Here is a 23,763-nt window from a genome sequence, read left to right on the forward strand (position 1 = left end):
CCTGATATTGTGTAGGAAACCTCAATTGATCACTACATGTACCACAGTCCGATCCAGCTCGATGTCTTCCCGACCGACGTGCAGATGCGCCGGATTGATCTGGCGCGCAACATGCGTCGCTTCTATCGGATGAGCGTGCAGCGCGATCTGTTCGGCCGTGCCAGCCTTGTGCGCGAATGGGGCCGGATCGGCTTCCGAGGCCAGATGATGGTCGAGAGCCACCCCGATGAAGGCAAGGCCATCACCGCGTTGATGAAGCTCGCCGCGGCGAAGAAGCGGCGGGGCTATGAGGCCCTTCACTCCAGCAATAAGTCTTGATCGCATTGATTGCGATGATTACACTCCCCTAAGGAGGACATCATGGCAAGTATCACCATCCGTAACCTTGACGATGACGTGAAGCGCCGCCTTCGCATCCGCGCGGCTGAGCACGGCCGTTCGATGGAGGAGGAGGCGCGCGAGATCCTGCGTCACGTCGTTGGCGAAGCAAAGCCCACACACGATCTTGCTGCCGCCATCCGTGCACGTGTCGCGCCTCTGGGCGGCGTTGATCTCGACCTTCCGCAGCGTGAAGCCATGCGTGAGCCGCCCGCATTCGACCGGGCCTGACGCATGATCATCCTCGACACGAATGTCATCTCTGAGCTGTTGCGCCCGGCCCCGGAGCCCAAGGTTGAACACTGGTTGTCGGCTCAGGACGGGCTCAACGTCTACTTGACCTCGATATCGGAGGCAGAGCTGCGCTACGGCCTCGCGATCATGGGGAACGGCAAGCGGCGCGCCGCGCTGGTTGATGCAGTGGACAGCATCCTGCGTGAGGACCTTGCGGGGCGCATTCTGCCTTTCGACAGCGCCGCCGCGCAGTCCTATGCCGCCATCTCCGCCGCACGACGGTCCGCCGGGCGACCGATCGCCCAAGCCGATTGCCAGATCGCATCCATTGCCCACGCCTGCGGCGCCACGGTCGCCACGCGAAATACGCCTGACTTCGAGGGCTGCGAGATCGACCTGATCAACCCCTGGACAGCCGCATGAACGCCGTTGAAATCGAACAAGCCGTTTCCGAACTTGCCGAGCAGCCCTTTGACGCGGCCGAGTTCCCCTATGCCTTCCTCATGGCTTTCGGCAACAAGGACACGACCATCAAGCGGCTGCGCACCGGCGCGTCGAACAAGTCCGACTTTGATGGTCCTTGGGGCGGCGTCCTGCAGACCAACAACATCCACCTTGCCACCTGCGCGCCGGGCGACATCGCGGCGACCCTGACTGCCCTTCGCGACAGCCCCGCCACCACCCGCGCCAAGGCGAAGTTCATCCTCGCCACCGACGGCATCGACCTCGAGGCCGAGGATATCACCACAGGCGAAACCATCGCCTGCCGCTACACCGATTTCCCCGACCATTTCGGCTTCTTCCTGCCGCTCGCCGGCATCTCCACCGTCAAGCAGATCCGCGAAAGTGCATTTGACATCCGCGCGACCAGCCGCCTCAACCGGCTCTATGTTGAGCTGATCAAGGACAACCCCGACTGGGGCAGCGCCGAAAAACGCCATGACATGAACCACTTCATGGCGCGGCTGATCTTCTGCTTCTTCGCCGAAGACACCGACATCTTCGTCAGCGACAACCTGTTCACCGCGACCATCGACCAGATGGCCAACCGCGACGGGTCGAATACGCACGAAGTCATTGGCGAGATTTTCCGCGCGATGAACAGCGCCATCCCCAAACGGGCCGAGGCCAAGCTGCCCCGTTGGGCCGACACCTTTCCCTATGTGAACGGCGGGCTCTTCTCGGGGTCCACCGATGTGCCGCGCTTTTCAAAGATCGCGCAGCGCTACCTGTCGCATATCGGCAGCCTCGACTGGACGCAGATCAACCCCGACATTTTCGGCTCCATGATCCAGGCCGTCGCGGATGAAGAGGAACGCTCGGTCCTCGGCATGCACTACACCTCGGTGCCGAACATCCTGAAGGTGCTGAACCCGCTCTTCCTTGATGACCTGCGGGCAGAGCTGGAGGCGGCGGGCGACAACGCGCGCAAGCTGGCCAATCTGCGCGCCCGCATGGCCAAGATCCGCGTCTTCGATCCCGCCTGCGGGTCGGGCAACTTCCTTGTCATCGCCTACAAGGAAATGCGCAGCATCGAGTATGAGATCAACAAGCGCCGGGGCGAGCCGCAGCGCCGCACCGACATTCCCCTGACCAACTATCGCGGGATCGAGCTGCGGGATTTCTCGGCCGAGATCGCGCGGCTGGCGTTGATCATCGCGGAATACCAATGTGACGTGACCTATCGCGGCCAGAAAGAGGCGCTGGCGGAATTCCTGCCGCTGGATGCGCAGAACTGGATCACCTGTGGCAACGCCCTGCGGCTGGACTGGCTGTCTGTCTGCCCGCCCACGGGGACGGGGGTGAAGTTTCAGGCCGATGACCTGTTCATGTCGCCGCTGGATCAGGCACAGATCGACTTCGCGAACGAGGGGGGCGAGACCTATATCTGCGGGAACCCGCCTTATCTCGGGTCAACGTGGCAAAGTATCGAACAGAAAGAGGACTTGCAGCGCATATTCGAAGGGCGCACGAAAAGCTGGAAGTCGCTCGACTATGTCGCGGGCTGGTTCATGAAGGCCGCCGATTACGGGCTGCACACGCCCACCGTGTCGGCCTTTGTGTCCACCAATTCGATCTGTCAGGGCCAGCAGGTGCCGATCCTCTGGCCGCTGATCTTCCAGACAGGGCACGAGATTGCCTTTGCCCATACTAACTTCAAATGGGCAAACTTGGCCAGCCATAATGCTGGAGTGACCGTGGTCATAATCGGAATATCAAACCGCGCTGGTCAAAACAGAAAGCTGTTTTCGTTAAACTCGGACGATGAAACCGAAGTCAGAGAGTCCGGATTCCTGAACGCCTATTTGATCAATGGTGCAAATGTGATCGTAGAAAAGCGGTCAAGGCCCCTTTCCTCGCTGGCCGAAATGACATTCGGTAGTAAGCCTGTTGACGGAGGAAATTTGCTGTTTAGTTCAGACGAAGTTTCAAGCTTGGCTCTTACCCCGGAACAGCGGCGAAAATTTATTCGCCCTATTCTTGGTTCTGAAGAGTTTATTGCAGGGAAGCAGCGATACTGTCTTTGGATAAAGGATGCCGAGGCAGAACAGGCCAAAGAAATCCCTGCAATTGGGAAGCGACTTGAGGCTGTGCGCGCAATGCGCCTCGCCAGTACAAAGGCGGCAACACAGCAAGGGGCTAAGTGGCCCCATAGATTCGACGAACGTCGCCAAACGGGCGATGAGAAAGTGATCGCGATCGCAGCGATTAGTTCCGAGAACCGCGACTATCTCCCATGTGGGCCTCTCCCTGATGGAACCATCATTTCCAACAAACTCTTCGCCCTCTACGACGCCCCGCTCTGGAACATGGCGCTGATTGCCTCGCGCCTGCATTGGGTCTGGATCGGCACCGTCTGCGTGCGGATGCGAACCGATTTCAGCTATTCCAATACCCTCGGCTGGAACACCTTCCCCGTCCCCAAACTGACAGAAAAGAACCGCGCCGACCTGACAGCGGCGACCGAAGGCATCCTTCTGGCCCGCGAGGCGCATTTCCCCGCCACCATCGCCGACCTCTACGACCCCGAAAAAATGCCCGCCAACCTGCGCGCCGCCCATGACCACAACGACGAGGTGCTGGAACGCATCTACATCGGCCGCCGCTTCCGCAACGACACCGAACGGCTGGAAAAGCTGTTCGAGATGTACACGAAGATGACGACGAAGGTGATTGCATGAGCGGTCACCTGGCAGATCGGAAGCTGTTCGAGGGCATTGACGAGCGGTGGCAGCGCGCTGATGAGTGGTCTTTCCCGAAATCCATTTCGATAGGCTGGCCCATAGATGGAACACCCAAGGCCGAGGATTTTCGGCGCTTCAGTATTCAGTATTACCAGGCTTCGCGATCCATCTGCGAAATGGTGTCTGGCAACAAGATCGAGGATTATGTTGCCAGTTATCCGGTCATCTACTTGTTTCGACACTCAGTCGAACTGGCACTAAAGGCGGTCGTCCTGCATCAGACTGGATCAAGCAAAGGTGGACATGACCTTGCGACGCTTGCAGGTATGGTCAAAGGGCTGCCAGAATGGGCGGAAAGCTGGATTGCCGAACTGCACCGATTGGACGAGAGGTCGACCGGGTTGCGTTACCCGGACACTGACGTCGCATTTTTTGAGGCGGGCTCATTGCTTCCTGACTGGCTGGAGAAGACTGAGAGACTTTATTCGGCTTTGCTCGCGCTGAGTCAGACCCGAGTTTGATGGGAGTTATTGTATGACCAAAGGTGTTCCCTCCGTCTCGGTCAAATACGCCGCCAATGGCAGCTCGACCAAGTCGAACGAGCTGGGCATGCGCGCGATGCAGGAACGCGCCTATGAGAAGCGGGGCGAACAATACCTGCTGATCAAGTCGCCCCCGGCCTCGGGCAAATCTCGCGCGCTGATGTTCATCGCGCTCGACAAGCTGCACAATCAGGGCCTGCGTCAGGCCATCGTCGTGGTGCCAGAGAAGTCCATCGGGTCCAGCTTCAACGACGAGCCGCTCAGCAAATATGGCTTCTGGGCCGATTGGACCGTCCAGCCGCAATGGAACCTGTGCAATGCGCCCGGTGGCGATGACGGCAAGGTTGGCGCCGTCGGCAAGTTCCTGGCCAGCGACGACAAGGTACTGGTCTGCACCCACGCGACCTTCCGTTTCGCCGTCGACAAGTTCGGCATCGAGGCCTTTGATGATCGCCTGATCGCGGTGGACGAATTCCACCACGTCTCGGCCAACCCCGACAACAAGCTGGGCGCGCATCTGGGCGCGCTGGTCGCCCGCGACAGGGTGCATCTGGTGGCGATGACCGGATCGTACTTCCGCGGCGATGCCGAGGCCGTTCTGTCGCCCGAGGACGAGGCGCGGTTCGACACGGTCACCTACACCTATTACGAGCAGCTGAACGGCTACAAATACCTCAAGTCGCTCGACATCGGGTATTTCTTCTATTCCGGGTCCTATGCGGATGACATCCTCAAGGTGCTCGACCCGACCGAGAAGACGATCCTGCATATCCCGAACGTGAACTCACGCGAGAGCACCAAGGACAAGCACCGCGAGGTCGAACACATCATCGACGCCTTGGGAGAGTGGCAAGGCGCCGACCCCGCCACCGGGTTTCAGTTGGTCAAGACGCCGGAAGGGCGTGTGCTGCGCATCGCCGATCTGGTGGATGATGAACCCGCCAAGCGGGACAAGGTTTCAGCCGCGCTGAAGGACCCGGCGCAGAAGAACAACCGCGACCATGTCGACATCATCATCGCCCTGGGGATGGCGAAGGAAGGGTTCGACTGGATCTGGTGCGAACACGCCCTGACGGTCGGCTACCGCGCCAGCCTGACCGAGATCGTGCAGATCATCGGCCGTGCCACCCGCGATGCCGAGGGCAAGACGCGCGCGCGCTTCACCAACCTGATCGCTGAACCGGACGCCGCAGCCGAGGCTGTGACCGAGGCGGTCAACGACACGTTGAAAGCGATCGCCGCGAGCCTGCTGATGGAGCAGGTGCTGGCCCCGCGTTTCAACTTCACGCCCAAGACTGTGAACAGCGGCCCTGTCGAGGGGTTCGATTATGGCGCGGGCGGCTATGATCCGAACAAGGAAAACGTCGGCTTCAACGAGGCGAGCGGGCAGTTCCAGATCGAGATCAAGGGTCTGGTCGCACCGAAGAGCAAGGAAGCCAAGCGCATCTGCCAGGAGGACCTGAACGAGGTGATCACTGCATTCGTGCAGGACAAGACCACGATCGAACGCGGCCTCTTCGATGAGGAATTGGTGCCCGAGGAACTGACGCAGGTTCGCATGGGCAAGATCGTCGGAGCAAAGTTCCCGGAGCTTGATGCCGAGGATCAGGAAGCCGTGCGCCAGCATGCGGTGGCCGCGCTGAACCTGACCCAGAAGGCGAAAGAGATCGCTTTGTCGAACGGCGATGACACGCAGACCACGGGGAACACCGCGCTGATCGACGGGGTGCGCAAATTCGCCATGGATGTGCGTGAGCTGGACATCGACTTGATCGACCGGATCAACCCTTTCGGCGAAGCCTATTCGATATTGGCAAAGACGATGAGCGAGGAGAGCCTTCGGCAGGTTCAGGCCGTGATCTCGGCGAAAAAGGTGCAACTGTCACCGGATGAGGCGCGAGATCTGGCGAAGCGCGCTGTCAAGTTCAAGCAGGAGCGGGGCCGTCTGCCTTCCATCACATCGCCTGATCCATGGGAGAAGAAAATGGCCGAAGGCGTGGCCTATCTCGCCCGCATGAAGCAGGAGGCTGCCAATGGCTAAGGGTTTCACCGACGAAGATGATGCTCTCCTTGCCGAGCTTGGCGTCGAGGTCGAGGTCAAGAAGCAGCTCAGCCGCACACCACGCGAAGAACGCATCATCGCAGGCTTTGAAGAGATCCTTCGGTTCGCCGATAAATTCGGTCGCCCGCCACAGCACGGTGAAGACCGAGATATCTTCGAACGTCTCTATGCAGTGCGTCTCGATCGGATCCGCGACTTACAGGAATGCCACGATCTCGTCGCGCCCTTTGACAAACACGAACTTCTGTCAGAGGGCCTGACGCTCGTAGCGACGGACACGGATGAGCTCGATGATGACGCGCTTCTGGCGGAACTGGGTGTGGCGGTTGATGCATCCCCACTTACCGAATTGAAGCATGTCCGCTCGACCGCTGAGAAAAAGGCCGCCGACGAGGTCGCCAACCGTGAAAAATGCGAAGATTTCTCAAAGTTCAAGCCATTGTTCGAGATGGTCCAAAAGGAACTGGACACCGGCTTGCGCGAAACGCGCCCTTTCGAGATGAAAGCGGAGATCGAGAAGGGCCGCTTTTTCATCGTCGGCGGTCAGAAAGCCTATGTTGCTGAAAAGGGTGAGACCATCACGAACGAGCAAGGTCGTACCGATGCCCGCCTTCGGGTCATTTTTGACAACAGCACCGAGAGCAACATGCTGATGCGCTCGCTCCAGCGCGCGTTGAACAAGGACGACGCCGGACGCCGGATCACTGACCCATCGGCAGGCCCGCTTTTTTCAGACCAGACAATCGATGGGGATGAAGCGAGCGGGATCATCTATGTGCTTCGCAGCAAATCCGATCATCCACTTGTCACAGAAAACCGGGAACTGGTGCACAAGATCGGTGTCACCAATATGAGCGTCGAAAAGCGGATCGCTGGCGCGCATCTGCAGCCGACGTTTCTGATGTCGAATGTCGAGGTGGTTGCGACATATGAACTCTTCAACATCAACCGGTCCAAGCTGGAAAACCTGATCCACCGGATTTTCGAACCCGCACGGCTCGAAATCGAGATCATGGATCGCTTTGGACGGCCTGTGGTCCCGCGAGAATGGTTCCTCGTACCTCTCTTTGTCATAAACGACGCTGTGGAAAAGATCAGGGACGGCACAATAACCAGCTATCGCTATGATCCCCACGCTGCCGAACTCAAACAGATTTCGGGGTAGGTTGGGCGATGGATCGGGACAGTCACACGCGTCGAGGAAAATGGTCAGAGGCAGGCGTCCCGAAAAAAGGCTGGACCTGTGTCGGCGTCGAAGACTTGGAAGAGCCCAGCCAACTCTGCGAGATGTGTGACAGCGCCGAAATCCGGTATGCCCATATTATGGAGCATCCAGACTATCCCGGTTCGCTTCAGGTCGGCTGTGTTTGTGCTGAGCACATGGAAGAGGACTACAAGCGGCCCCGGGAGCGGGAGAAGCGTCTCAGAAATTCCGCACGCCGCCGCGCTGCTTGGCCTTCTCGAAAATGGCGCAAGTCCAGACAAGGCAACCTCTACATCAACACGGACGGGTTCAATCTCACAGTTTATCGGGCCGGAGCCGGATGGTCGGTGCGTGTCCTGAGACGGGCATCGGGAGCTGTGCAGGCAGGTAGCAAGGTCTATTCAGCCGAAACCGATGCAAAGCTTGCCGCGTTCAATGCGCTTCTTTGGGCGAAGGATCACCTATAGCCATGCCCTTCCCGCTATCGCCCCAGAGCATCGACGCCATCGCCGACACTATCAGCGGCGGCGGGGGCCATGACACGACGCCTCCCATCGGCATCTATCGCAGCGGGCCGAAGATCGAGAAGTTCATGCGCGCCTGCAATTTGGCCTTCACGGTGAATGGCTCCCGCGTACCGTCGCTGGTGCAGTGCCTTATCAATCTCAACAATGGCTTCGAAGCCGATCAAGCGCTCCCGAGGATCATTGAGGCTGCCGCTGACCCCCGCGACTTTATCCATGAGCCCGAGCGCCATATCGCCGTGCTCGATCATCTTAACCGCGCGCTGCGCTTCGACGGCTTCGAGGTTCAGCAGCAGGGCGGGCGGATGCGGCTTGTCGAGGCGGGCAAGAATGTCCCTGTCCTGGCTGAGCTGGCGGGGCTGTCCGAGGTGATCGACTTCGACACGGTGAGCCGCGATCTCGACCGCGCTCTCGCCAGCAGCCAGACCGACCCCGAAGATGCCGTCACCGCCGCGTGCAGCACGGTCGAGAGCGTGTGCCGGTCTATCCTCATCGAGCTGGGGCAGCCGCTCCCTGCCAAGAAGGACGTACAGGGGCTCTACAATGCCGTGAAGCAGCCGCTTGGTCTGTCCCCTGACCGCTCAGACATCGACCCCTTGATAGCGAATGACGTGCGGCAAATCCTTTCCGGCCTTGCCACGGTCATCGGAGGGGTAGGGGCTCTGCGCACTCACGGCGGCGACGCCCACGGCCGCGAGAAGGGCTTTGCCCGTGTTGACGCGCGGATTGCCCGTTTGTCGATCCATGCCGCGAGCACGGCAGCGCTGTTTCTCATCGAGACATGGCAACGGAAATTTCCTGCCCGCCCGCTTCCCAAAGCAGACGATCCGGCAGGGTAACGGCTAGTTTCATCCTGTCAGCAGCGCCGGTCTTGACCGGCCATCTCTCCTTCGTCTTTGAAGGGGGCTGAAACTCCCCGCGCCCATGCCCAACCTTTAGCCCCAAGCGATGGCGGCCGAATAGGCCGCCTCCTTACCCCACTTCCCGGCGCGGGGAGGGGGTTTTCGCCCCGATCACAGCGAGCACCGCGAGGACGCGCGAGAACCGTGATGACGCCGAGCACCGCCAAAACCGCCTATCACGTTGGTTTTCAGGCGATTTCTTGATAGGCTTGCGCCAACTCAAATGTCGAGCTTGCGCAAAGTCTTCCATCCGCGCCTTCCAGATTGGCTGGAGGAGCGGCTTCAAATGCCAAGGAGCGCGAACTAAATCTTTGAAAACAAACACATTTCTAGGCATATTAGCCCTGTTGCCGATGAGAGGATGAACATCGGAGCGAGCGTCCAAACCTCGCGCCGCCGCACTCACCGTCGACAGGGCTGAAGGTCCATACTTCAGCCCGTCCCCTCTAACACATGAGGCTCCCATGGTCAGGACACCGAAGAAGAAAATCGCCAAAAAAATTACAGACCTTCGCACGAAGCTCTGGCCTGATCTGTCTTCTGACGATCTTTGGCATCGCAACGTCTATGACGGCTTCACGTCCGTGCCGCGCACGATGCCGCTGATCATGAACATCATCGACGACCTGGCACCGGGCAGCAAACGTACCTCGACGACCTATCTTGCCCTCTGGACGCAGGCGTTCGACGAGATGTATGTCAGTTTGCAGAACGCTGATGAGCTGGCTTTCTACTCGGGCTACACTGGCCAGCGAGCAGTACGCTCCTGGAAGGAGCGGATGAGGGAGCTTGCCAATCTCGGCTTCATCCGCATCGCATCGGGCACGGCAGGGGAATTTTCTCATGCCGTCATCCTCAACCCGCATTTTGCCATTCGCCGCCTTCATGCGGCCAAGACGCCGGGGCTGACCGTTCCCGCATATAACGCACTTGTCGAGCGTGCCATCGCCATCGGTGCCGAGGACATGAATGTACCTCTGCCCGAGGAGAAGGAGTAAGAGGCGGCGAAATAAGCCTAGCGCGGCACGCCCAGAGAGCTTTGCACCCGGCGGCGATCGATCACGCCAAGAATGAGGCGCTGATTGGCGAGCGCGATGCCGCGCTGCCAGCAGCCGCAGGGCAGCTCTTCGAGCGGTGGCTTGGGTTTCATCAAATAGCGCCCAGAGGGCTTCGTCGGATAGGTTGTGCGGGTTGTCTAGGGTTATGGCGTGGGTAATGCCAAGTCTCCTTCTCCTGGGGGGTTGAATTCACGGGAAGAAGGGCAGGCCAGACTTCATGCGGCGCTTAAGGCACCGCGCGCCACAGGCTTCGCCTGAGCAAGGCCGCAATCAGCATGGCAGGAGGCGCACCGCAAGCGCTTTACCTTCAGCGTCCGGTGATCTGGCAGACGGTAGGATCAGGAATTGAACACCAGGGGCAAGGGAAGAGCCCCGTCCAATGGAAGACTCCAAATTGCCCTGCAATCATGCTATATATGGTGCTTAAGCGAACGGTACGCTACAAGATGTTCTGAGGTTGCGAGATGTTTGAAGAGACACAACGATTTTTGCGGAGCCTCGAAGGCGGCGGCGAAGTCTTGATCCTCATTGAGGACGACGAGGAAGGCTACTTCGACCGTGAATGCCCATCGGATGAATGCCTTTTCCAGTTCAAGATGCTCAGCGAAGATTGGCATAAGGCCAAGGAAGCAGAGCGGCTTCACTGTCCTGCCTGCGGCCATACCGATCACAGCGACCGATGGTGGACACAGCAACAGGTCGAGCACATGCACGCGGCTGCCGTGGCGCAGCTTCAAGGCGGCCTCAATCAAGCACTGAAAACCGATGCTGCCCGGTTCAACCGGAGCAGGCCGCGCGGCGGCTTCATTTCGATGACGATGAAGGTGGATTCCCGGCCGCAGCATGTCATGCTGCCCCCGGCCGCCACCGACCCGATGGCGCTGAAGATCACCTGCCCGTCCTGCGCCTGCCGCTATGCCGTGATCGGGGCCGCCTATTTCTGTCCCGCTTGCGGCCACAGTGCCGCCGAACAGGTCTTCGAGCAGACCATCGCAGGAATCAAGGCTACCCTCCGTGCGCTCGACGAGGTGCGCGCCGCGATGCCGGATCGCGACACCGCCGAAACCACCGTGCGCGTCGTGATCGAGAACGGCTTGCAGAACGCTGTCACCGCCTTTCAGCGTGTGGTCGAAGCTCTGTTTGTGGAGCTTCCCGCGCCGCCGAAGGCAAGGCGGAACGCTTTCCAGAGCCTTGCAGAGGGCAGTACCCTTTGGCAGCAGGCGACGGGGCAGGGCTATGGCGCCCATCTCGACGCCCCCTCCCTCGACCAACTCGTGCGGGCGTTCCAGCAGCGCCATCTGCTTGCCCACCGGCAGGGGCTTGTCGATGAGGAGTATATCGCCAAGAGCGGCGACACCCGCTATCGGCCCGGCCAGCGGCTTGTACTTCGCGCCGAAGGCGTCACCGAGGCCGTCGAGCTTGTCGAGAAGCTCGTTGCGGGGCTTAGGGATGATGCAAGCAGTGCCCGTTCAGGGCAGAGTTCTTCACTATAAAGATCGGCAAGGGCGCAGCGCCACCATCTGTGAAGGCCACCGGCTTCCAGTCCGCCCGTGCGCTTGCACTCGTGGGGTTTGGCCGTTTCATAAACGGGGCTTCGTCTCCCGCTACCGCATCTGTCTTCTAGTCTAGTCCGCTGTTCTGAAAGGGCGCGCCCTTGTCGCAAGGGGTGCCCGCACCACTCGGGGCTTGCCCCGACCGTGTTACCCCTGTGCGCCTTCTGGCTCTTACGCCCTGTCTGCCTCTTTCGTGTCCGAGAGGACGAGAACTCGAAACGAAAGAGGAGACGATCCCTATGAAACTGTTCCCACAACCCATCATCGAGAAGCTTGCCGAATAGCTACGCCTTCAAAGGAGTCGCAGGTACCGCAGCTCGGTAGGTCGGACAGGGGCGATGAAAGAAAATAAATTGGGCCTGTCGGATCGGGTTCGGTGCCGACGTATGAGGTATAGAATTCCATTCTATACCTCATGATGCGCAGAATTCGGCGCGGCCTGCTGTGGGCCCGCACTCCGCACCGCCCTTGATCGCCTCGCCCGCAATCAGATCACGTGTGTCAGGCGGCGTCGCTTATTGGTTCGTAGCGAACCTCGGCCAAAGCATCGTCCAGCCACGCGGGCTGTAGATCGCCATTGTTCCATTGGTAGAGGAAACCCACCAGATTGTCGGTCTTCTTGCAGAGGATGCGCATGATCGGTTCGCCGGTGAGGCGGGGTTTTGGGGTCATGACGCGCTCCTGCTATCTGGACCTCATAACTGGTTAAAGGGAGGTCAAAAATTTCTTGTCGGCGGTGTTAACGACAGGTTTCTGCAACTGCAAGGTGTGGGCGGTAGCTTCGGCAAAAACCCACCGACAAAAGGACAAGTTGTCTTTATAGTCAGGTTGTTGACGTATCATTTTCTGTATTCTGCGCCGCAGCGCGAACGGCAATCTCGTCCAGAAGTATGTCGATCTCCGCCCAGACGCGCGGCTCGATCTGCCCGCGGATCAAGGCCCACTTGCTGAGCACATCGAGGGGGTCATGGGCGTGCAGGATGGAAGTCAGCGCATTGGCATCGACGGCCAATGAAGTGCGCGCGCGCCATTCGGTGATCCGCGTTCTCTGCTCTTCGGAAGGTGGGACGAACTCTGGCCCGAGCTGCCAGGTCTTCACGGCACGGCGCAGAGCTGCCCGGATGACATGGGCGGGATCGACGCCGCAATCGATGAGGGCTTCTTCCTGCCGTTCCAGCGCGTTCACCCGGATATCGATCTTGCGGGTGGCCGGAATGCGTCGGACCCTGGGCTGCGACGCTGTGGGCGCCGTTATGATCTCTGATGTTGTCTCCGGGCTTGGTTGCGGCGAATGCACGGAAGGCCTGCTTGGCACCGGCGCTTGATCTTCATCCGCCACGTCTGCCGTCATGCTCATCGGCATCAGGACGGTCTCTTCCCGATCCGCCTCTTCCCTTCCCGGGTCTTTCTCCTCCTCCGGCCGAAGGGACGCGGCATAGGCTGGGTCGGGCCGGGTGATGGTTGGAATCTTCTTTCTCAACGCCCTGTCCTCACGCGGCCAAGATGTTGTTGAGGATGTCGGTGGCCTCCTCAAGGGCCTCGACGACATGACGGACATGCGGGCGCATGAGTGGGTTTGGGTCGGCCTGCTTTTGCAGCGCGATGGCGTGGAGCAGGCCTTTCTCGTCCATCTCCTTGTAGACGTTGCGGCGCATCATCACCGTCTCGATCACCGGAAACCGGGCGATCGCCACTTCGATCAAGCCGGCATCCGCGCGCGTGGCTTTCGGGTCAACCATGTTCAGAACGACATGGTGGCGCGGCAAGCTCGCCGGGTCATCGACGCGCGCGCGCAACCGTTCGAACCAGTCGGCGGTCTGCGCACCCACATCAAGATCCGAGGTCGAGAGCATGACCGGCGTTACAATGTGATCGACGAGAACCGCGATCCCGTCCGACCATTCCGCGCCGACGCCTGCCGTGTCGATGAAGACGAAATCCGCCGAGTCCGCATCATAGACCTGCTCGATCTTGCGATCGACGGCCCCTACACTCTCGACCGAGATTGACCGCAGCAGAGGCGACCCGAGACCCGCCGCTTCAGCTCGTTCGTGCCAGGCGCCAAGCACTCCGGTGCTGTCAGTGTCGATCAGCAGAACCCGACGCCCGGCAGCCACGGCAGCGCTGATCAGGGCGCGCGAGAGCGTGGTTTTGCCACTCCCCCCTTTCCGGGCCATCGCGGCGATGACCACGAGATTGTCGTTGGGCATGGGGCGCAGCCTCCTGCAAAAATAGTGTAATGCCACAAAGATGCAATAATGTCGCTAACCTCTTGGTGCATCGGCGTCAAGCGGAAGGCGGGATGCACGATGCGGTGGGCAGGATGCATTCGCCGTTACGCATTTTGCAGCAACCTGACAGCGGGGCGCAGGGGGCAGACGCCGCGATCCAGGTTGCGCGATGCTTTTGCCAAAAGACGTGCTGCATTCGGCATCCACCAAAGCACGTGAAGCGCGGAACGCGACGCGAGGTGCACGTGACGCCGGGCATTGTGCGGGGTGCGCGATGCGGGCTGCAATGGACACGTCCCACTTGCCCGAAGACGCGCTGCAGAGCGCAAAAGACACCGTGCTTAAGACGTGATGCACGGTGCAGGGAACGCGGGACGCGTTACATTGAGCGCGATGCGCGCTGCATTTGACAAAGGACGTCAAATCGGCCCGTCTGGCCGATTTTCTACATTGAGTACAAGCCCTTGAAGCCTTCTCCGCTTGTGCTGGGAGAAGGCGGGCTTGTACGAAGGTGGCAAGAAATAGGAACGTATACTTCACATGGGGCACAGTCGCAGACTGACCGATCAGGAGCGCCGTCAGATCGTCCGGGAACGGGCGAAAGGCGTTTCGGCCCGTGCGATCAGCGCGGCGCTGAAGGTCTCCCCCAAGACTGTCTACAACGTGCTGAGCCGGGGTCGTTCCGCCGTCTCCGCCAACGTCAGCCGCACCCGTGTGCTGACCATGCGTGTGACAGACCGTGACCTTCGCGGCTTCGATGCCGCCCTTGCGCGGCGCGGGATTGCGCATCGTTCGGATGCGATGCGCTGCCTGATGCTGGCCGCTGACGATCTTCTGCGCCCGGATGAAGGTATGACGGACGAGCTTCGGGGGCTGAGCGCGGCGCTGAACCGGGTCGGCAACAACGTCAACCAGATCGCGCGACGCCTGAACGAGGCAAAGCTCAAGGGCGAGCGTCTGCCCTACACGCCCGCCAGCCATGCCGAGATCCGTGACCTCGCAGCGCTCGTTTTTGAGCTGGCCGACCAGATCCAGGAGATGTTCCGCGCGCGGCGTCGCGTGCTCGACCTCGAGGTGACCAAGGCCCTCGCCGGTCTGGCGCGGCAGGAAGCGGAGCAGGGGGCTGAGCATGGCGCGGAGTGAGGCGCGCGGTGTCGGGCCCGCTCTCTTCAATCGCGACTGGAGCCGGGTCTCCGGCAGCTGGCAGGGACTCGCCAGGAACGCGCAGATGGTGCGCGCGGCGCGGGGCTATTCCCCGGCCATATTCAAACCGATCTCGAAGGGCGGGTGCCACACCGGCGCGCAGCTCAAGGCTCAGCTGACTTACCTCACCACCAAGTCGAGCCACATCCTCGACAGCCGTGGTACCCATGATGGCAAGAAGATCCTGACTGGGGCAGAGATCGACCGGGTCGTGCGGCGCTTTGAGAACCAGTGGGGCGAGAGGCACAGCCCCAAACTCGGCCATACCTCGCATCTTCTCATGGCCTTCCCCATCGGCACCAGCGGCGAAGAGGTGCGCGCGATCACCGAAGCCGTCTGCGAGCGGTTCTTTCAAGGGGAGGGATCGCAATTCGACTATATTGCTGCAATACACCAGGATCGCGCGCATCCACATGCGCATATCGTTCTGAACCGCCGCAGCAAGGATGGCGAAATGTTCTTTCTCGGGAGGGATCACCACTTCAACTACGACGCCTTCCGGGTGGCGATGGTCGAGGCGGCACAAGTCCACGGGATCCGGCTCGAGGCGACACGGCGCCTTGACCGCGGGGTCACGACCTATCGCGCTGAGATAGACGAGGTCTACAAGGCCCGTGATGAAGGCCGTCCGCCAGTCGAGCGCCAGCGCACCGGGGCCGACTTGGCCGCGGCCCTTGAGACGGTGGCACGCAACGCGCTGACCTACCGGGGCCTGGCCGCCGAGGCGTCCCGGTCGAACTTCGATGACGTGGCCGAGGCGCTCGAGCGGGCCAGTACCATCCTTGCCAGTGGCGGTCAGATCCACTCTGACGGAGCCATCACCATGTCCCAAGACGAAACAGTGTTTGATACGCTGATCACCGAGTTTTCCCAGAACATCCGTCAGATCGAAGCCGCGATCGACCGGGCGCCCGCGGCCGAGCGACCGGAGATCGAGCGCAAGCTCGCCGATGTTTTGGCCTCGGTCGCGCATCTGAACCCTCTCGGGGATCGCTCGGACGCGCTGCTTGATGCGCCGTCCCGCGACGGCGTCTACGCGCGGGCGAATATGCGCGAAGACCAGCTCGAACGCCTCGACGACGAGGCGGTCAAGGCACGCCTGAGTGAGGCGCTGCAGGGCACCGGTATCGATTCCGAGGCCGTCGCCGCCCGCATGCGCGAGGGTGCCAGCAATGCCGCGCTCGAACGGCAATGGCTGGCGCAGGATCTGCGGGCCATCGCCAAGGCAGGCGATCTCGATCTTGAGAAGGGCGAGGATCGTGAGGAAGCGCTGGACCGGCTGGAAGCCGTTCACGTCCGCCTGGGCGATACACTTACCGATGCGCGCATCTTGCGGGCGGTCGACGATGTCGATGAGGAGGAGGATGCCGAGGTCTCGCTCGCCGAGCGTCTGACGCCACTGGGCCGCGATCTCGACGACGCGGGACCGGACGCCTTCGCCCCGTCCGAGCGGCAGGACTTCCAGCAGCTGGTTGCCCAGTTCCGACGGACAGATTTCACCTACCCGTTCTCAGACGACCCTTCCGTCTACAAAGCAGGCGTCATCGAGGTTGAAGAGGCCCGCGCCGCCTTCAACGCCTATGCACAGCGGTCGCCTGATCATGCCGAATTGGCCTCGATGGCATGGGACAAAATCACCGACAGCCGCAAGCCGCAGGAGTTCGCCGTCGAGGAGAAGGATCGCCGGCTCCACGCGGGCGACATGGACCTGGCTCTGCGCGATCCTTCGCAACATCTCGGTCCGATCACCGAGGATGAGCGCACCCTCGCGCTTTACCGCGCCGAGATGCCGGACGAGGAGTTCGGGGCGGCAGTACAGGAGGAAATCAACCGCCTCCGCGCCATGGGTGCATCGCGCGCCTATATCAGCGAGCGGAGTTTCGACATCGAGGATCAAGCGCGGCAAGACTATGCCGAGCGGCGCTTCATGGCTGAGACCGCCCCTGATGTGATGACGTTCCTCCAGTGGGCCGAGGCCGAGGATGGCACAGCTCTCTCCGAAACAGCTGGGCAGCGCCTGATCGAGCAGGTCGACAGAAACCTCACACCAAACGCGGTCACCGCCCTGCGCGCGGGCCATGCTGATGTGCTGGAGAAGTTCACCGAGCATCCGCTGCGGCAGCTGGAACTCGCGAAGGCCTATCTGGAGAGCAGCGAGGTGACCGCCCACGGGCCGGCCATGGAGCGGGTGCTGGATGCGCTCGCCGAGGAACAGATCGAGGCGCAGCGCGCGCGTCACGCCGCGGCCCATGGCGAAAAAGGGATCACCCATGGATAAGGGCAAGATCGCGGGCGGCATCCTGAGCCTGACTCTGGTCGGCCTCGCCATCGGCTATGTCGTGGCCACAGCCTATCTGATCCTGCGTTATGGGCTGTCGACCGAGCGCATCGATTTCACATTGCTCGCGCGGGAATACCGCGCGCTTGTAGCCACGGCCCCGAAGGACTTCCTTTGGGTGAACCTGATCCTGGGCGGCTTTGGCGTCGCAGCACTGCTGCTCAGCGTCACGCTTCTGGGCGAGGCGCTGACCCGGTTCGGCACGACACATTGGCAGACCAAGGCCGAGATGAAGCGCAACGGCTTCTTCGCCAAGCCGGGCGGCGGGTTCCTGTTGGGCAAGCTTGGCCGCCCGAAATCGAAGCGCCCGTTTCTCGTGTCCAAGACCTTCCCGCATGCGCTGATCGTGGCACCGACGGGCCGAGGCAAGGGCGTGGGCTTCGTGATCCCGAACCTGCTGACCTACAAAGGCTCGGCCGTGGTGCTCGACGTAAAGGGCGAGAACTTCCGCGAGACCTCGCGCTTCCGCGCCAGCATGGGCGACAAGGTGTTCCGGTTCGCGCCGACCGACTGGGATCGGCCGACCCACCGCTACAATCCGCTGGCGCGCATCGCGGCCATGACCAATCCTGACCGGCAGCAGATGGAGTTGAAGCTGACCGCCAAGCTCTTCCTGCAGACCGACAACGAAAAGCTGAGTGGGCTCTTGGCCGGAGGCATCGACCTCTTCGTCGCGGCCGGTCTTCTGGCCTTCGAGCGCGGCGTTCCGACCATCGGCGAGATCTACCGGATCACCGCCTCGGGCGGTGACAAGCAAAAGGAATACCTCAAGCGCGCACAGGAGGTGAAGAACAAGTCGGCCAAGCTGATCTTCGAGCGCATGGCCTCGACCAACAACGACACCCTGACCTCTTACCTGTCGCTCCTGATGACTTCGGGTCTCGACACCTGGGACAACCGTGCGATCGACGCGGCCACCGCGACCTCGGATTTCTCCTTCCGGGACATCCGGCGTCGCCCCCACGCGATCTATCTCGTGGTCGAGTCCGAGATGATCCGCCCCCTCGCCCCGCTGATCCGGCTGTTCTTCTCGGACCTGATCGCCTCGCTGCAGGCGCAGGAGCCGGGCGATGATGAGCCTTGGCCGGTGATGATCATGCTCGACGAGTTCGATCGGCTCGGGAAGATGCCGATCGTCGCCGAAAGCATCAAGACGCTGCGCTCCTTTGGCGGCAACCTCGCCATCGTCACCCAGACCATCCCGGCGCTGGACGAGATCTACGGCGAAAACACGCGCCGGTCGCTCCAGGGTGGCGCGGGCGTTAAACTCTACCTCACCCCGTCCGAGCAGAAGACCATCGAGGAGCTGAGCCAGGCTGTTGGCAAGACCACCAAGCGCGTGGTCACCCGGTCGCGTGCGGTCGGGCGCAACCCATTCGAGGGGCGCAGTGTTTCCGAGCGGACCGAGGATACGCCGCTGCTGACCGAGGACCAGGCCCGCCGCATGGATCTGGACGAGGTGATCCTCGTGATCGACGCGCAGATGCCGATCCGGGCGCGGCGGATCAAATACTTCGAAGACCCCGCGCTGAAGGTGCTGCATGACGGTCAGGCAGGGAGTTTCCCGTACCCAGATGAGGACGGGCTGAGGCGCGATCGGCAGATGACTGAGACCCGCGAGACCGTGGAGAAGCTGAAGCTGGAACTGCAGGAGGTGCGGGCGGCTGCAGGGGCGCAGGGGTCTGGGTCTGGGACTGCGTCCTCGTCGCTGACGGTTGAGGCACCTGCAACGGAGACGAAAGATCCGCAGCCAGCGCTATCAGATCGGGCGCGCGGCCGAGCAGCACGCGCTGCGGCGGGTGGCGGTGGGTCAGGTCAACTGTCGCTCGATCTGGGGGGGCTGGGGCTTAATGGGGTAGACAGGACCGAGCTGGCTGCAGCGGTTCAGACGACGCGGGCGATCATCGCGGAGTATGCGTGATCGGATCCATGAAGGCCTTCCTACAAGGATCACCATTTACTCCAAAGAATGAGTCTGATACCCAAACTTGTGTCACAATTCGGGATTGAGGCTCGAAAAATCGGAGGAATGATGCAGCTTATTCCCACTCGCCAGGCGCTAAAACTGACGGGCCTTTCGGCTCCGACGCTGCGCGAGTGGACAAGCCGACGTGCCTTGATCCCAGCCGACATTCCGCCGAAGAAGCAGGGCTCGCCTGCCCAGTATAGCTGGCAGACGATCCTTGTGCTGCGCCTCGCGGTTACGCTCCGCGACAGGTTCCACCTTGAACTTCAGGCGCATAGCTCGCTCTTCGTCGATCTACGACGAGGCTTCGGCGGCAGATCTTTCATTGCTTTGTGGGATAAAGCAGTCGCGCTTCACGGTGACGACGAGTGGACTTTTGTCGAAGCTGGTGTTGAGCAGCTCAGACAAGATGCCATCGTCATTCGGCTCAATCCACACCTTCTTGTCCTTTCGGAAGGCTTCGCACTGCCGAAACCGGTTGGTATGGTCGGCCAGCTCGACCTCTTCCCGGTCTCTACTGTCGGGCACGAGGTCTGTGAGCCTGCGCACCATTCGAGAGGCGTTGGTGCAGAACGACGGCGGAGGTCAGCTTGAGAAGCGCGGCCTTTGAGAAGGTTCTTCAAGCTACCGGCTATCTAGGGCCCAATGGCCAGCCAGCTCCCGGCCTAACCCTCGCGGGTGAGTCCGTTGCTGCAAACTTGCGGACGGTTCTTAAAGACGACCGTGTTGGGCTGAATGCGGACGCCGTCTTTTCAGCGCATAGCGCCGCGACAAGCATATTTAAGGATGCGGGCAACGAGCACCCTGACGAAACTGATATCCGCGCTTGGCACGAGGCGGCCTGGAACATCGGCGTAGCCCCGCTTCTATGGATTGTCACACCCACAGATGTGCGGCTTTACGATTGCTATTCGTCACCGCCGAGTGGCGACGGGACAGCTAATACGCCTCTAGTGCTCGACCGGTTTGTCATCGACGCGGCTGACCGCCTACGCGCCCTCGACGCCACCTGTGGGCGATTAGCTACCGAAACAGGTGCTTTCTGGTCGAGCCCGATCGGCTCAAAGATTAACCGAACGCACCGCGTTGATCGCGAACTCTTGTCCGAAATCAGCGCCTTGGAGCAGCGTTTAGTCGAACTAACGCCGGACGACGGCGAGCCACGCACCCGTGCGCTCGCGCGCGATCTGGCGCAGCGATTCATTGGACGCTGCATCTTCACTTGGTATCTTCTCGACAGGGGCTTGGCTCAGCCCTTCTTGCCGCCGAACCTGCGTCCCGATCTCAGCATTATGTTTGTCAATCCGGAGAGCGCGTTCCAGCTCTTTGACTGGCTGAGGTCGACGTTTAACGGCGACCTTTTCCCGATGGACGACCCCGGCGCTGAACGCGAACACCTCACGCCCGCGCATTTGTCGTACCTGCGCGACTTTATTGAAGGCCGAAGCCTCATCCCGGAAAGACATGGCCAAGGACGGCTCTTCAGGTTCCGCTTCAATGCGATTCCGGTCGATCTCGTTAGCTCGATCTATCAGCAGTTTGCGCGGTCGAGCGCAGCTGAGGAGGCAGCCTCGCAAGGCCTTCATTACACGCCTGTCGAGCTCGTCCACCTGACGCTAGATCCTGTTTTCGAAGCATTGCCCGAAAAGGCTCGCATAATTGACCCTGCGTGCGGTTCCGGCGCTTTCCTCGTCGAAGCGTTCCGGAGGCTCGTCTGGCGAGCTAGCGGAGGAAAGCCAGCTTCTCGCAAGCTCGTCCGTGAGATCCTGTACAACCAGCTTTTCGGGATAGACATCAACCGGTCAGCCCTCGGAATTACTGCGTTCAGCCTATACCTCGCAGCACTTGAGCTAGATGAGGAGCCAGTGTGCGATGTCAAGGATCTTAAGTTCGACCATCTGATCGGCGAGACCCTCTTTGAAGCCGATTCCTTGGCCGAGCCCCTTCCCGACGCGCTCCTTACCCAGCCTTTCGAGGCAGTCGTGGGCAACCCGCCTTGGACCTTTGTCGGGCAGCGGGGCGCGTCACCTAAACGTGCCAAAGGCGACCTGGGGACGGCCCGGCCCCGTCGCAGCCCGGACCAAGCATTCCTTTCCTTGGCTGCAAAGCTCGCCGGGGAAGCGGGGCGGATCGGGATGATCATGAAGGCGACACCATTCTTCTCAAAGGACGTCCACGCCGTCGAATCCAAAAAGGCGCTGTTAAAGCGCTTGGCACCTACTGCTCTGATTAACCTGTCCTATCTCCGGCGAGAGGAACTGTTCCCTGATGCTCTCGGGCCAGCGCTGCTGTTCTTCTCCAGATGCGCGCTTGCGCCAGACCCAACTCGCGTTCTGGTCGGCTCAATTCCTTGGACTCCGGACTTTCGGCGCACGGGCGTGTTTCACGTCGGACCTGGAGAAATCCGCTCAGTTCCACTTGACCGGGTCTTGGCCATTCCGACTTTCCTGAAAGCGGCAACGTTCGGCACCGTTCGAGATGGTTGGTTGATCGAGAAACTTGAACGGGGTTTCCCGACGCTCGGTTCCGTGCTCGAAGCGCTTGGCCGCAGCGAAACGGATCACCGCGGTCAAGGCTTTCAAGTTCAGGGAGACTCAAATGAGCCTCCTGAGCATTATTTCCGTTTAAGAGTAGTCACGCCTGACGCTTTCACTGCCTTTCGTGTCAATGAAAACGCGCTTCCCCACTTCAACCACAAGACTTTGCATCGCCCCCGTCGGGAGGGAATCTTTCTTGGTCCGTTGCTGCTCTGCTCGAAAGTAGGGAACAGCTCAGGGGCTGAGCGCGGCCGTTACAGCGCGGCGGTGTACGAAGGTGATGTTCTCTACACACAGAACTTCTACGGTGTGTCCTTTCGAAACGTTGATCCCGCCTACGCGCACGCGCTTTCGGGAATCCTGAACTCGAGCATCACGGCCTTCCAATTCGCTTTTGGCGGGCCCACTTGGGGCCTCGAACGCCCGACGGTGGAACCGCACGATTTGCTCTCATTGCGAGTGCCGTCCCTGCGCACGGTCAGCCGCTCGCAACTTGACGCCCTTGTCCGCGCGGAACGCGCAGCGGCCGCGGCGCCTGAGGACGCCGATCGGCTAGCTCAGCTCGATCAGGCTGTGTTTGAACTCTACGATCTAGAGAACGAAGAACGTGTGGTCGCTACGGACAGCGTGGATCGCGCACGCTATCTGATCTTCGAGAATCGCAAAGAGCGTATCGGATTGGTGCAGCCGCCGGCCCCCGAAGACCTGCGGGCTTACGCGCGTCAAGTAACGCACACCGTGAATGCCTATCTCAGGGCGCGAGGCGAGCGGCATCTCGAAGCGATCGTGTATCAGAAGCGACTCAAGCAAGCTGACTGGTCGTCCGGTGTACCGGGGGTGACCGCGGTTCGCTTCGTCATGGAACCGGGCGGCCCAAGTGCGGAAGCAACGATCCGCGACGGTGACCCAACGGAACTTGACGCTCTCGCAGCAATGCTGCGCGGTCAGTTCGAAAGCGATGTTCCGCCCTACTTGAATGAGCGCCGACAACTGCGCCTTTACGGCGATGGCGATCTCTTCATCCTTAAGCCGACAGAGGCTCGTTATTGGACGCGTACGGCCGGTTTGAATGATGCCGACGTCATTCTCGCCGATCATTGGTTGCGGAGGCTGGATGTCGCTACTGACGCCTGACATCCCGTACGGCAGCCCAGCGTTTGCGTTGTCCGACGATCAGATCGCCACCGTGCTCGACCTAGTCTGTCGTGGCGCGGCCGATGCTCGCGCCGACATCATGCCCGGAATGCTCGAAGTGCCTACAACCATGGTTGTAAGGAAAGCCATGAGGCGGCTGAAGAAAGCGCTCGGCTTCACCAATCTGCAGATTCGGGGCGAGCACGAGCTTGAAGACATGTCCACGTCCGATCCATCCATCCTCGGCAGGATCGATATCACCCTCCAATTCCTGCACCAGTTCGGCGACGAGGACGCCTACGTTGCGGTGGAGTGCAAGCGCGTTCGCGCTGGCGACGCCACGTTGAACGGGAGCTACGTGACAAACGGCGTGCATCGCTTCGTTACCGGACAATATGCTGCGGGCCACGAGTGGGGCTTTATGCTTGGTTATGTCCTCGGCGTGCCTATCGAGGACGTGGTTTCCTTCGTTGACGCACGTTTGCGCAAGGCATATGGTGACCCAGCCGCTTTGGGTCTCGACACTCCTCACCCGGCGTCCCTAGCAGTTTTCAATAGTGCAGTGGTCCAAAGCGGACAACACACCATCCGATTGAAGCACGTGTTTGTAGACATGCTCGGCGCGGCCTAACGGTACCAATCAATATATAAAAATACCTGTTCGAAGCTCTAGCCACATCTTCGACAAACTGAAGTACTTGCGTTCGGGGCA

21 protein-coding genes are annotated in these 23,763 nt (G+C 60.7%); 17 read left to right on the plus strand and 4 right to left on the minus strand.

Translation table 11 applies throughout. The annotated features are described in order from the left end of the window. Positions 1 to 36: 36 nt before the first annotated feature. From JI664_RS11020 to JI664_RS11065, 10 genes are all read left to right on the plus strand, one after another. The gene (locus tag JI664_RS11020; protein WP_207013805.1) at positions 37 to 318 is read left to right on the plus strand and encodes a WGR domain-containing protein; all 282 of its coding nucleotides are present in this window, start codon (positions 37 to 39) and stop codon (positions 316 to 318) included. A gap of 42 nt (positions 319 to 360) precedes the next feature. After that, entirely contained in the window at positions 361 to 609 is a 249-nt protein-coding gene (locus tag JI664_RS11025; RefSeq protein ID WP_207013806.1) for a FitA-like ribbon-helix-helix domain-containing protein, read from the plus strand. 3 nt (positions 610 to 612) lie between these two features. After that, positions 613 to 1,035 (plus strand): type II toxin-antitoxin system VapC family toxin, encoded by a 423-nt coding sequence (locus tag JI664_RS11030; protein WP_207013807.1) that lies wholly within the window; start codon positions 613 to 615, stop codon positions 1,033 to 1,035. Beyond that, positions 1,032 to 3,794 carry a class I SAM-dependent DNA methyltransferase gene (locus JI664_RS11035; protein ID WP_207013808.1) on the plus strand — a complete coding sequence of 921 codons (2,763 nt, stop codon included), beginning with the start codon at positions 1,032 to 1,034 and terminating at the stop codon, positions 3,792 to 3,794. The genes JI664_RS11030 and JI664_RS11035 overlap by 4 nt, the downstream gene beginning before the upstream one ends. Then, positions 3,791 to 4,318, plus strand: a complete 528-nt coding sequence (locus tag JI664_RS11040; protein WP_207013809.1) for a HEPN domain-containing protein — start codon at positions 3,791 to 3,793, stop codon at positions 4,316 to 4,318. The genes JI664_RS11035 and JI664_RS11040 overlap by 4 nt, the downstream gene beginning before the upstream one ends. 13 nt (positions 4,319 to 4,331) lie before the next feature. Continuing rightward, positions 4,332 to 6,380: a pseudomurein-binding repeat-containing protein gene (locus tag JI664_RS11045; protein WP_207013810.1), complete on the plus strand. Its 2,049-nt coding sequence runs from the start codon at positions 4,332 to 4,334 to the stop codon at positions 6,378 to 6,380. Continuing rightward, a complete protein-coding gene (locus tag JI664_RS11050; protein ID WP_207013811.1) occupies positions 6,373 to 7,566 on the plus strand; it encodes a GIY-YIG nuclease family protein in 1,194 nt (397 codons plus the stop codon). Before JI664_RS11045 ends, JI664_RS11050 begins: the two co-directional genes overlap by 8 nt. Positions 7,567 to 7,574: 8 nt before the next feature. Beyond that, positions 7,575 to 8,072, plus strand: a complete 498-nt coding sequence (locus tag JI664_RS11055; protein ID WP_207013812.1) for a hypothetical protein — start codon at positions 7,575 to 7,577, stop codon at positions 8,070 to 8,072. A 2-nt stretch (positions 8,073 to 8,074) separates the two neighbouring features. Continuing rightward, the gene (locus JI664_RS11060) at positions 8,075 to 8,968 is read left to right on the plus strand and encodes an abortive infection family protein (protein ID WP_207013813.1); all 894 of its coding nucleotides are present in this window, start codon (positions 8,075 to 8,077) and stop codon (positions 8,966 to 8,968) included. Positions 8,969 to 9,495: 527 nt separating this feature from the next. Then, positions 9,496 to 10,029 (plus strand): hypothetical protein, encoded by a 534-nt coding sequence (locus JI664_RS11065; protein ID WP_207013814.1) that lies wholly within the window; start codon positions 9,496 to 9,498, stop codon positions 10,027 to 10,029. Positions 10,030 to 10,046: 17 nt separating this feature from the next. Here JI664_RS11065 and JI664_RS23995 read toward each other — a convergent pair whose 3' ends face one another. Further along, positions 10,047 to 10,181, minus strand: a complete 135-nt coding sequence (locus JI664_RS23995; protein ID WP_286174041.1) for a hypothetical protein — start codon at positions 10,179 to 10,181, stop codon at positions 10,047 to 10,049. Between the two features lie 372 nt (positions 10,182 to 10,553). On the opposite strand from JI664_RS23995, the gene JI664_RS11070 reads away from it, so the two are divergent. Next, positions 10,554 to 11,582: a hypothetical protein gene (locus tag JI664_RS11070; RefSeq protein WP_207013815.1), complete on the plus strand. Its 1,029-nt coding sequence runs from the start codon at positions 10,554 to 10,556 to the stop codon at positions 11,580 to 11,582. 561 nt (positions 11,583 to 12,143) lie between these two features. Here the strand turns inward: JI664_RS11070 and JI664_RS11075 are convergent. From JI664_RS11075 to JI664_RS11085, 3 genes are all read right to left on the minus strand, one after another. Further along, the gene (locus JI664_RS11075; protein ID WP_156178428.1) at positions 12,144 to 12,314 is read right to left on the minus strand and encodes a hypothetical protein; all 171 of its coding nucleotides are present in this window, start codon (positions 12,312 to 12,314) and stop codon (positions 12,144 to 12,146) included. A gap of 151 nt (positions 12,315 to 12,465) precedes the next feature. Continuing rightward, positions 12,466 to 13,122, minus strand: a complete 657-nt coding sequence (locus JI664_RS11080; protein ID WP_207013816.1) for a hypothetical protein — start codon at positions 13,120 to 13,122, stop codon at positions 12,466 to 12,468. 10 nt (positions 13,123 to 13,132) lie between these two features. Continuing rightward, positions 13,133 to 13,852 carry a ParA family protein gene (locus tag JI664_RS11085; RefSeq protein WP_207013817.1) on the minus strand — a complete coding sequence of 240 codons (720 nt, stop codon included), beginning with the start codon at positions 13,850 to 13,852 and terminating at the stop codon, positions 13,133 to 13,135. Between the two features lie 561 nt (positions 13,853 to 14,413). Between JI664_RS11085 and JI664_RS11090 the strand changes: the two genes are divergently transcribed. The 6 genes from JI664_RS11090 (at position 14,414) to JI664_RS11115 (ending at position 23,682) form a co-directional block, all read left to right on the plus strand. Next, a complete protein-coding gene (locus JI664_RS11090) occupies positions 14,414 to 15,016 on the plus strand; it encodes a helix-turn-helix domain-containing protein (RefSeq protein WP_207013818.1) in 603 nt (200 codons plus the stop codon). After that, positions 15,003 to 17,354 (plus strand): relaxase/mobilization nuclease domain-containing protein, encoded by a 2,352-nt coding sequence (locus JI664_RS11095; protein ID WP_207013819.1) that lies wholly within the window; start codon positions 15,003 to 15,005, stop codon positions 17,352 to 17,354. Before JI664_RS11090 ends, JI664_RS11095 begins: the two co-directional genes overlap by 14 nt. Next, positions 17,347 to 19,335 carry a type IV secretory system conjugative DNA transfer family protein gene (locus JI664_RS11100; protein WP_207013820.1) on the plus strand — a complete coding sequence of 663 codons (1,989 nt, stop codon included), beginning with the start codon at positions 17,347 to 17,349 and terminating at the stop codon, positions 19,333 to 19,335. Before JI664_RS11095 ends, JI664_RS11100 begins: the two co-directional genes overlap by 8 nt. A 111-nt stretch (positions 19,336 to 19,446) precedes the next feature. Further along, the gene (locus JI664_RS11105; RefSeq protein WP_207013821.1) at positions 19,447 to 19,974 is read left to right on the plus strand and encodes a hypothetical protein; all 528 of its coding nucleotides are present in this window, start codon (positions 19,447 to 19,449) and stop codon (positions 19,972 to 19,974) included. After that, the gene (locus JI664_RS11110; RefSeq protein WP_207013822.1) at positions 19,971 to 23,051 is read left to right on the plus strand and encodes an HsdM family class I SAM-dependent methyltransferase; all 3,081 of its coding nucleotides are present in this window, start codon (positions 19,971 to 19,973) and stop codon (positions 23,049 to 23,051) included. The genes JI664_RS11105 and JI664_RS11110 overlap by 4 nt, the downstream gene beginning before the upstream one ends. Next, on the plus strand, positions 23,032 to 23,682 hold the full coding sequence (locus JI664_RS11115; protein WP_149884473.1) for a hypothetical protein: 651 nt from the start codon (positions 23,032 to 23,034) through the stop codon (positions 23,680 to 23,682). The genes JI664_RS11110 and JI664_RS11115 overlap by 20 nt, the downstream gene beginning before the upstream one ends. Positions 23,683 to 23,763: the final 81 nt, after the last annotated feature.

This window comes from Rhodobacter sp. NTK016B (assembly GCF_017303295.1).
GTDB lineage: Bacteria > Pseudomonadota > Alphaproteobacteria > Rhodobacterales > Rhodobacteraceae > Pararhodobacter.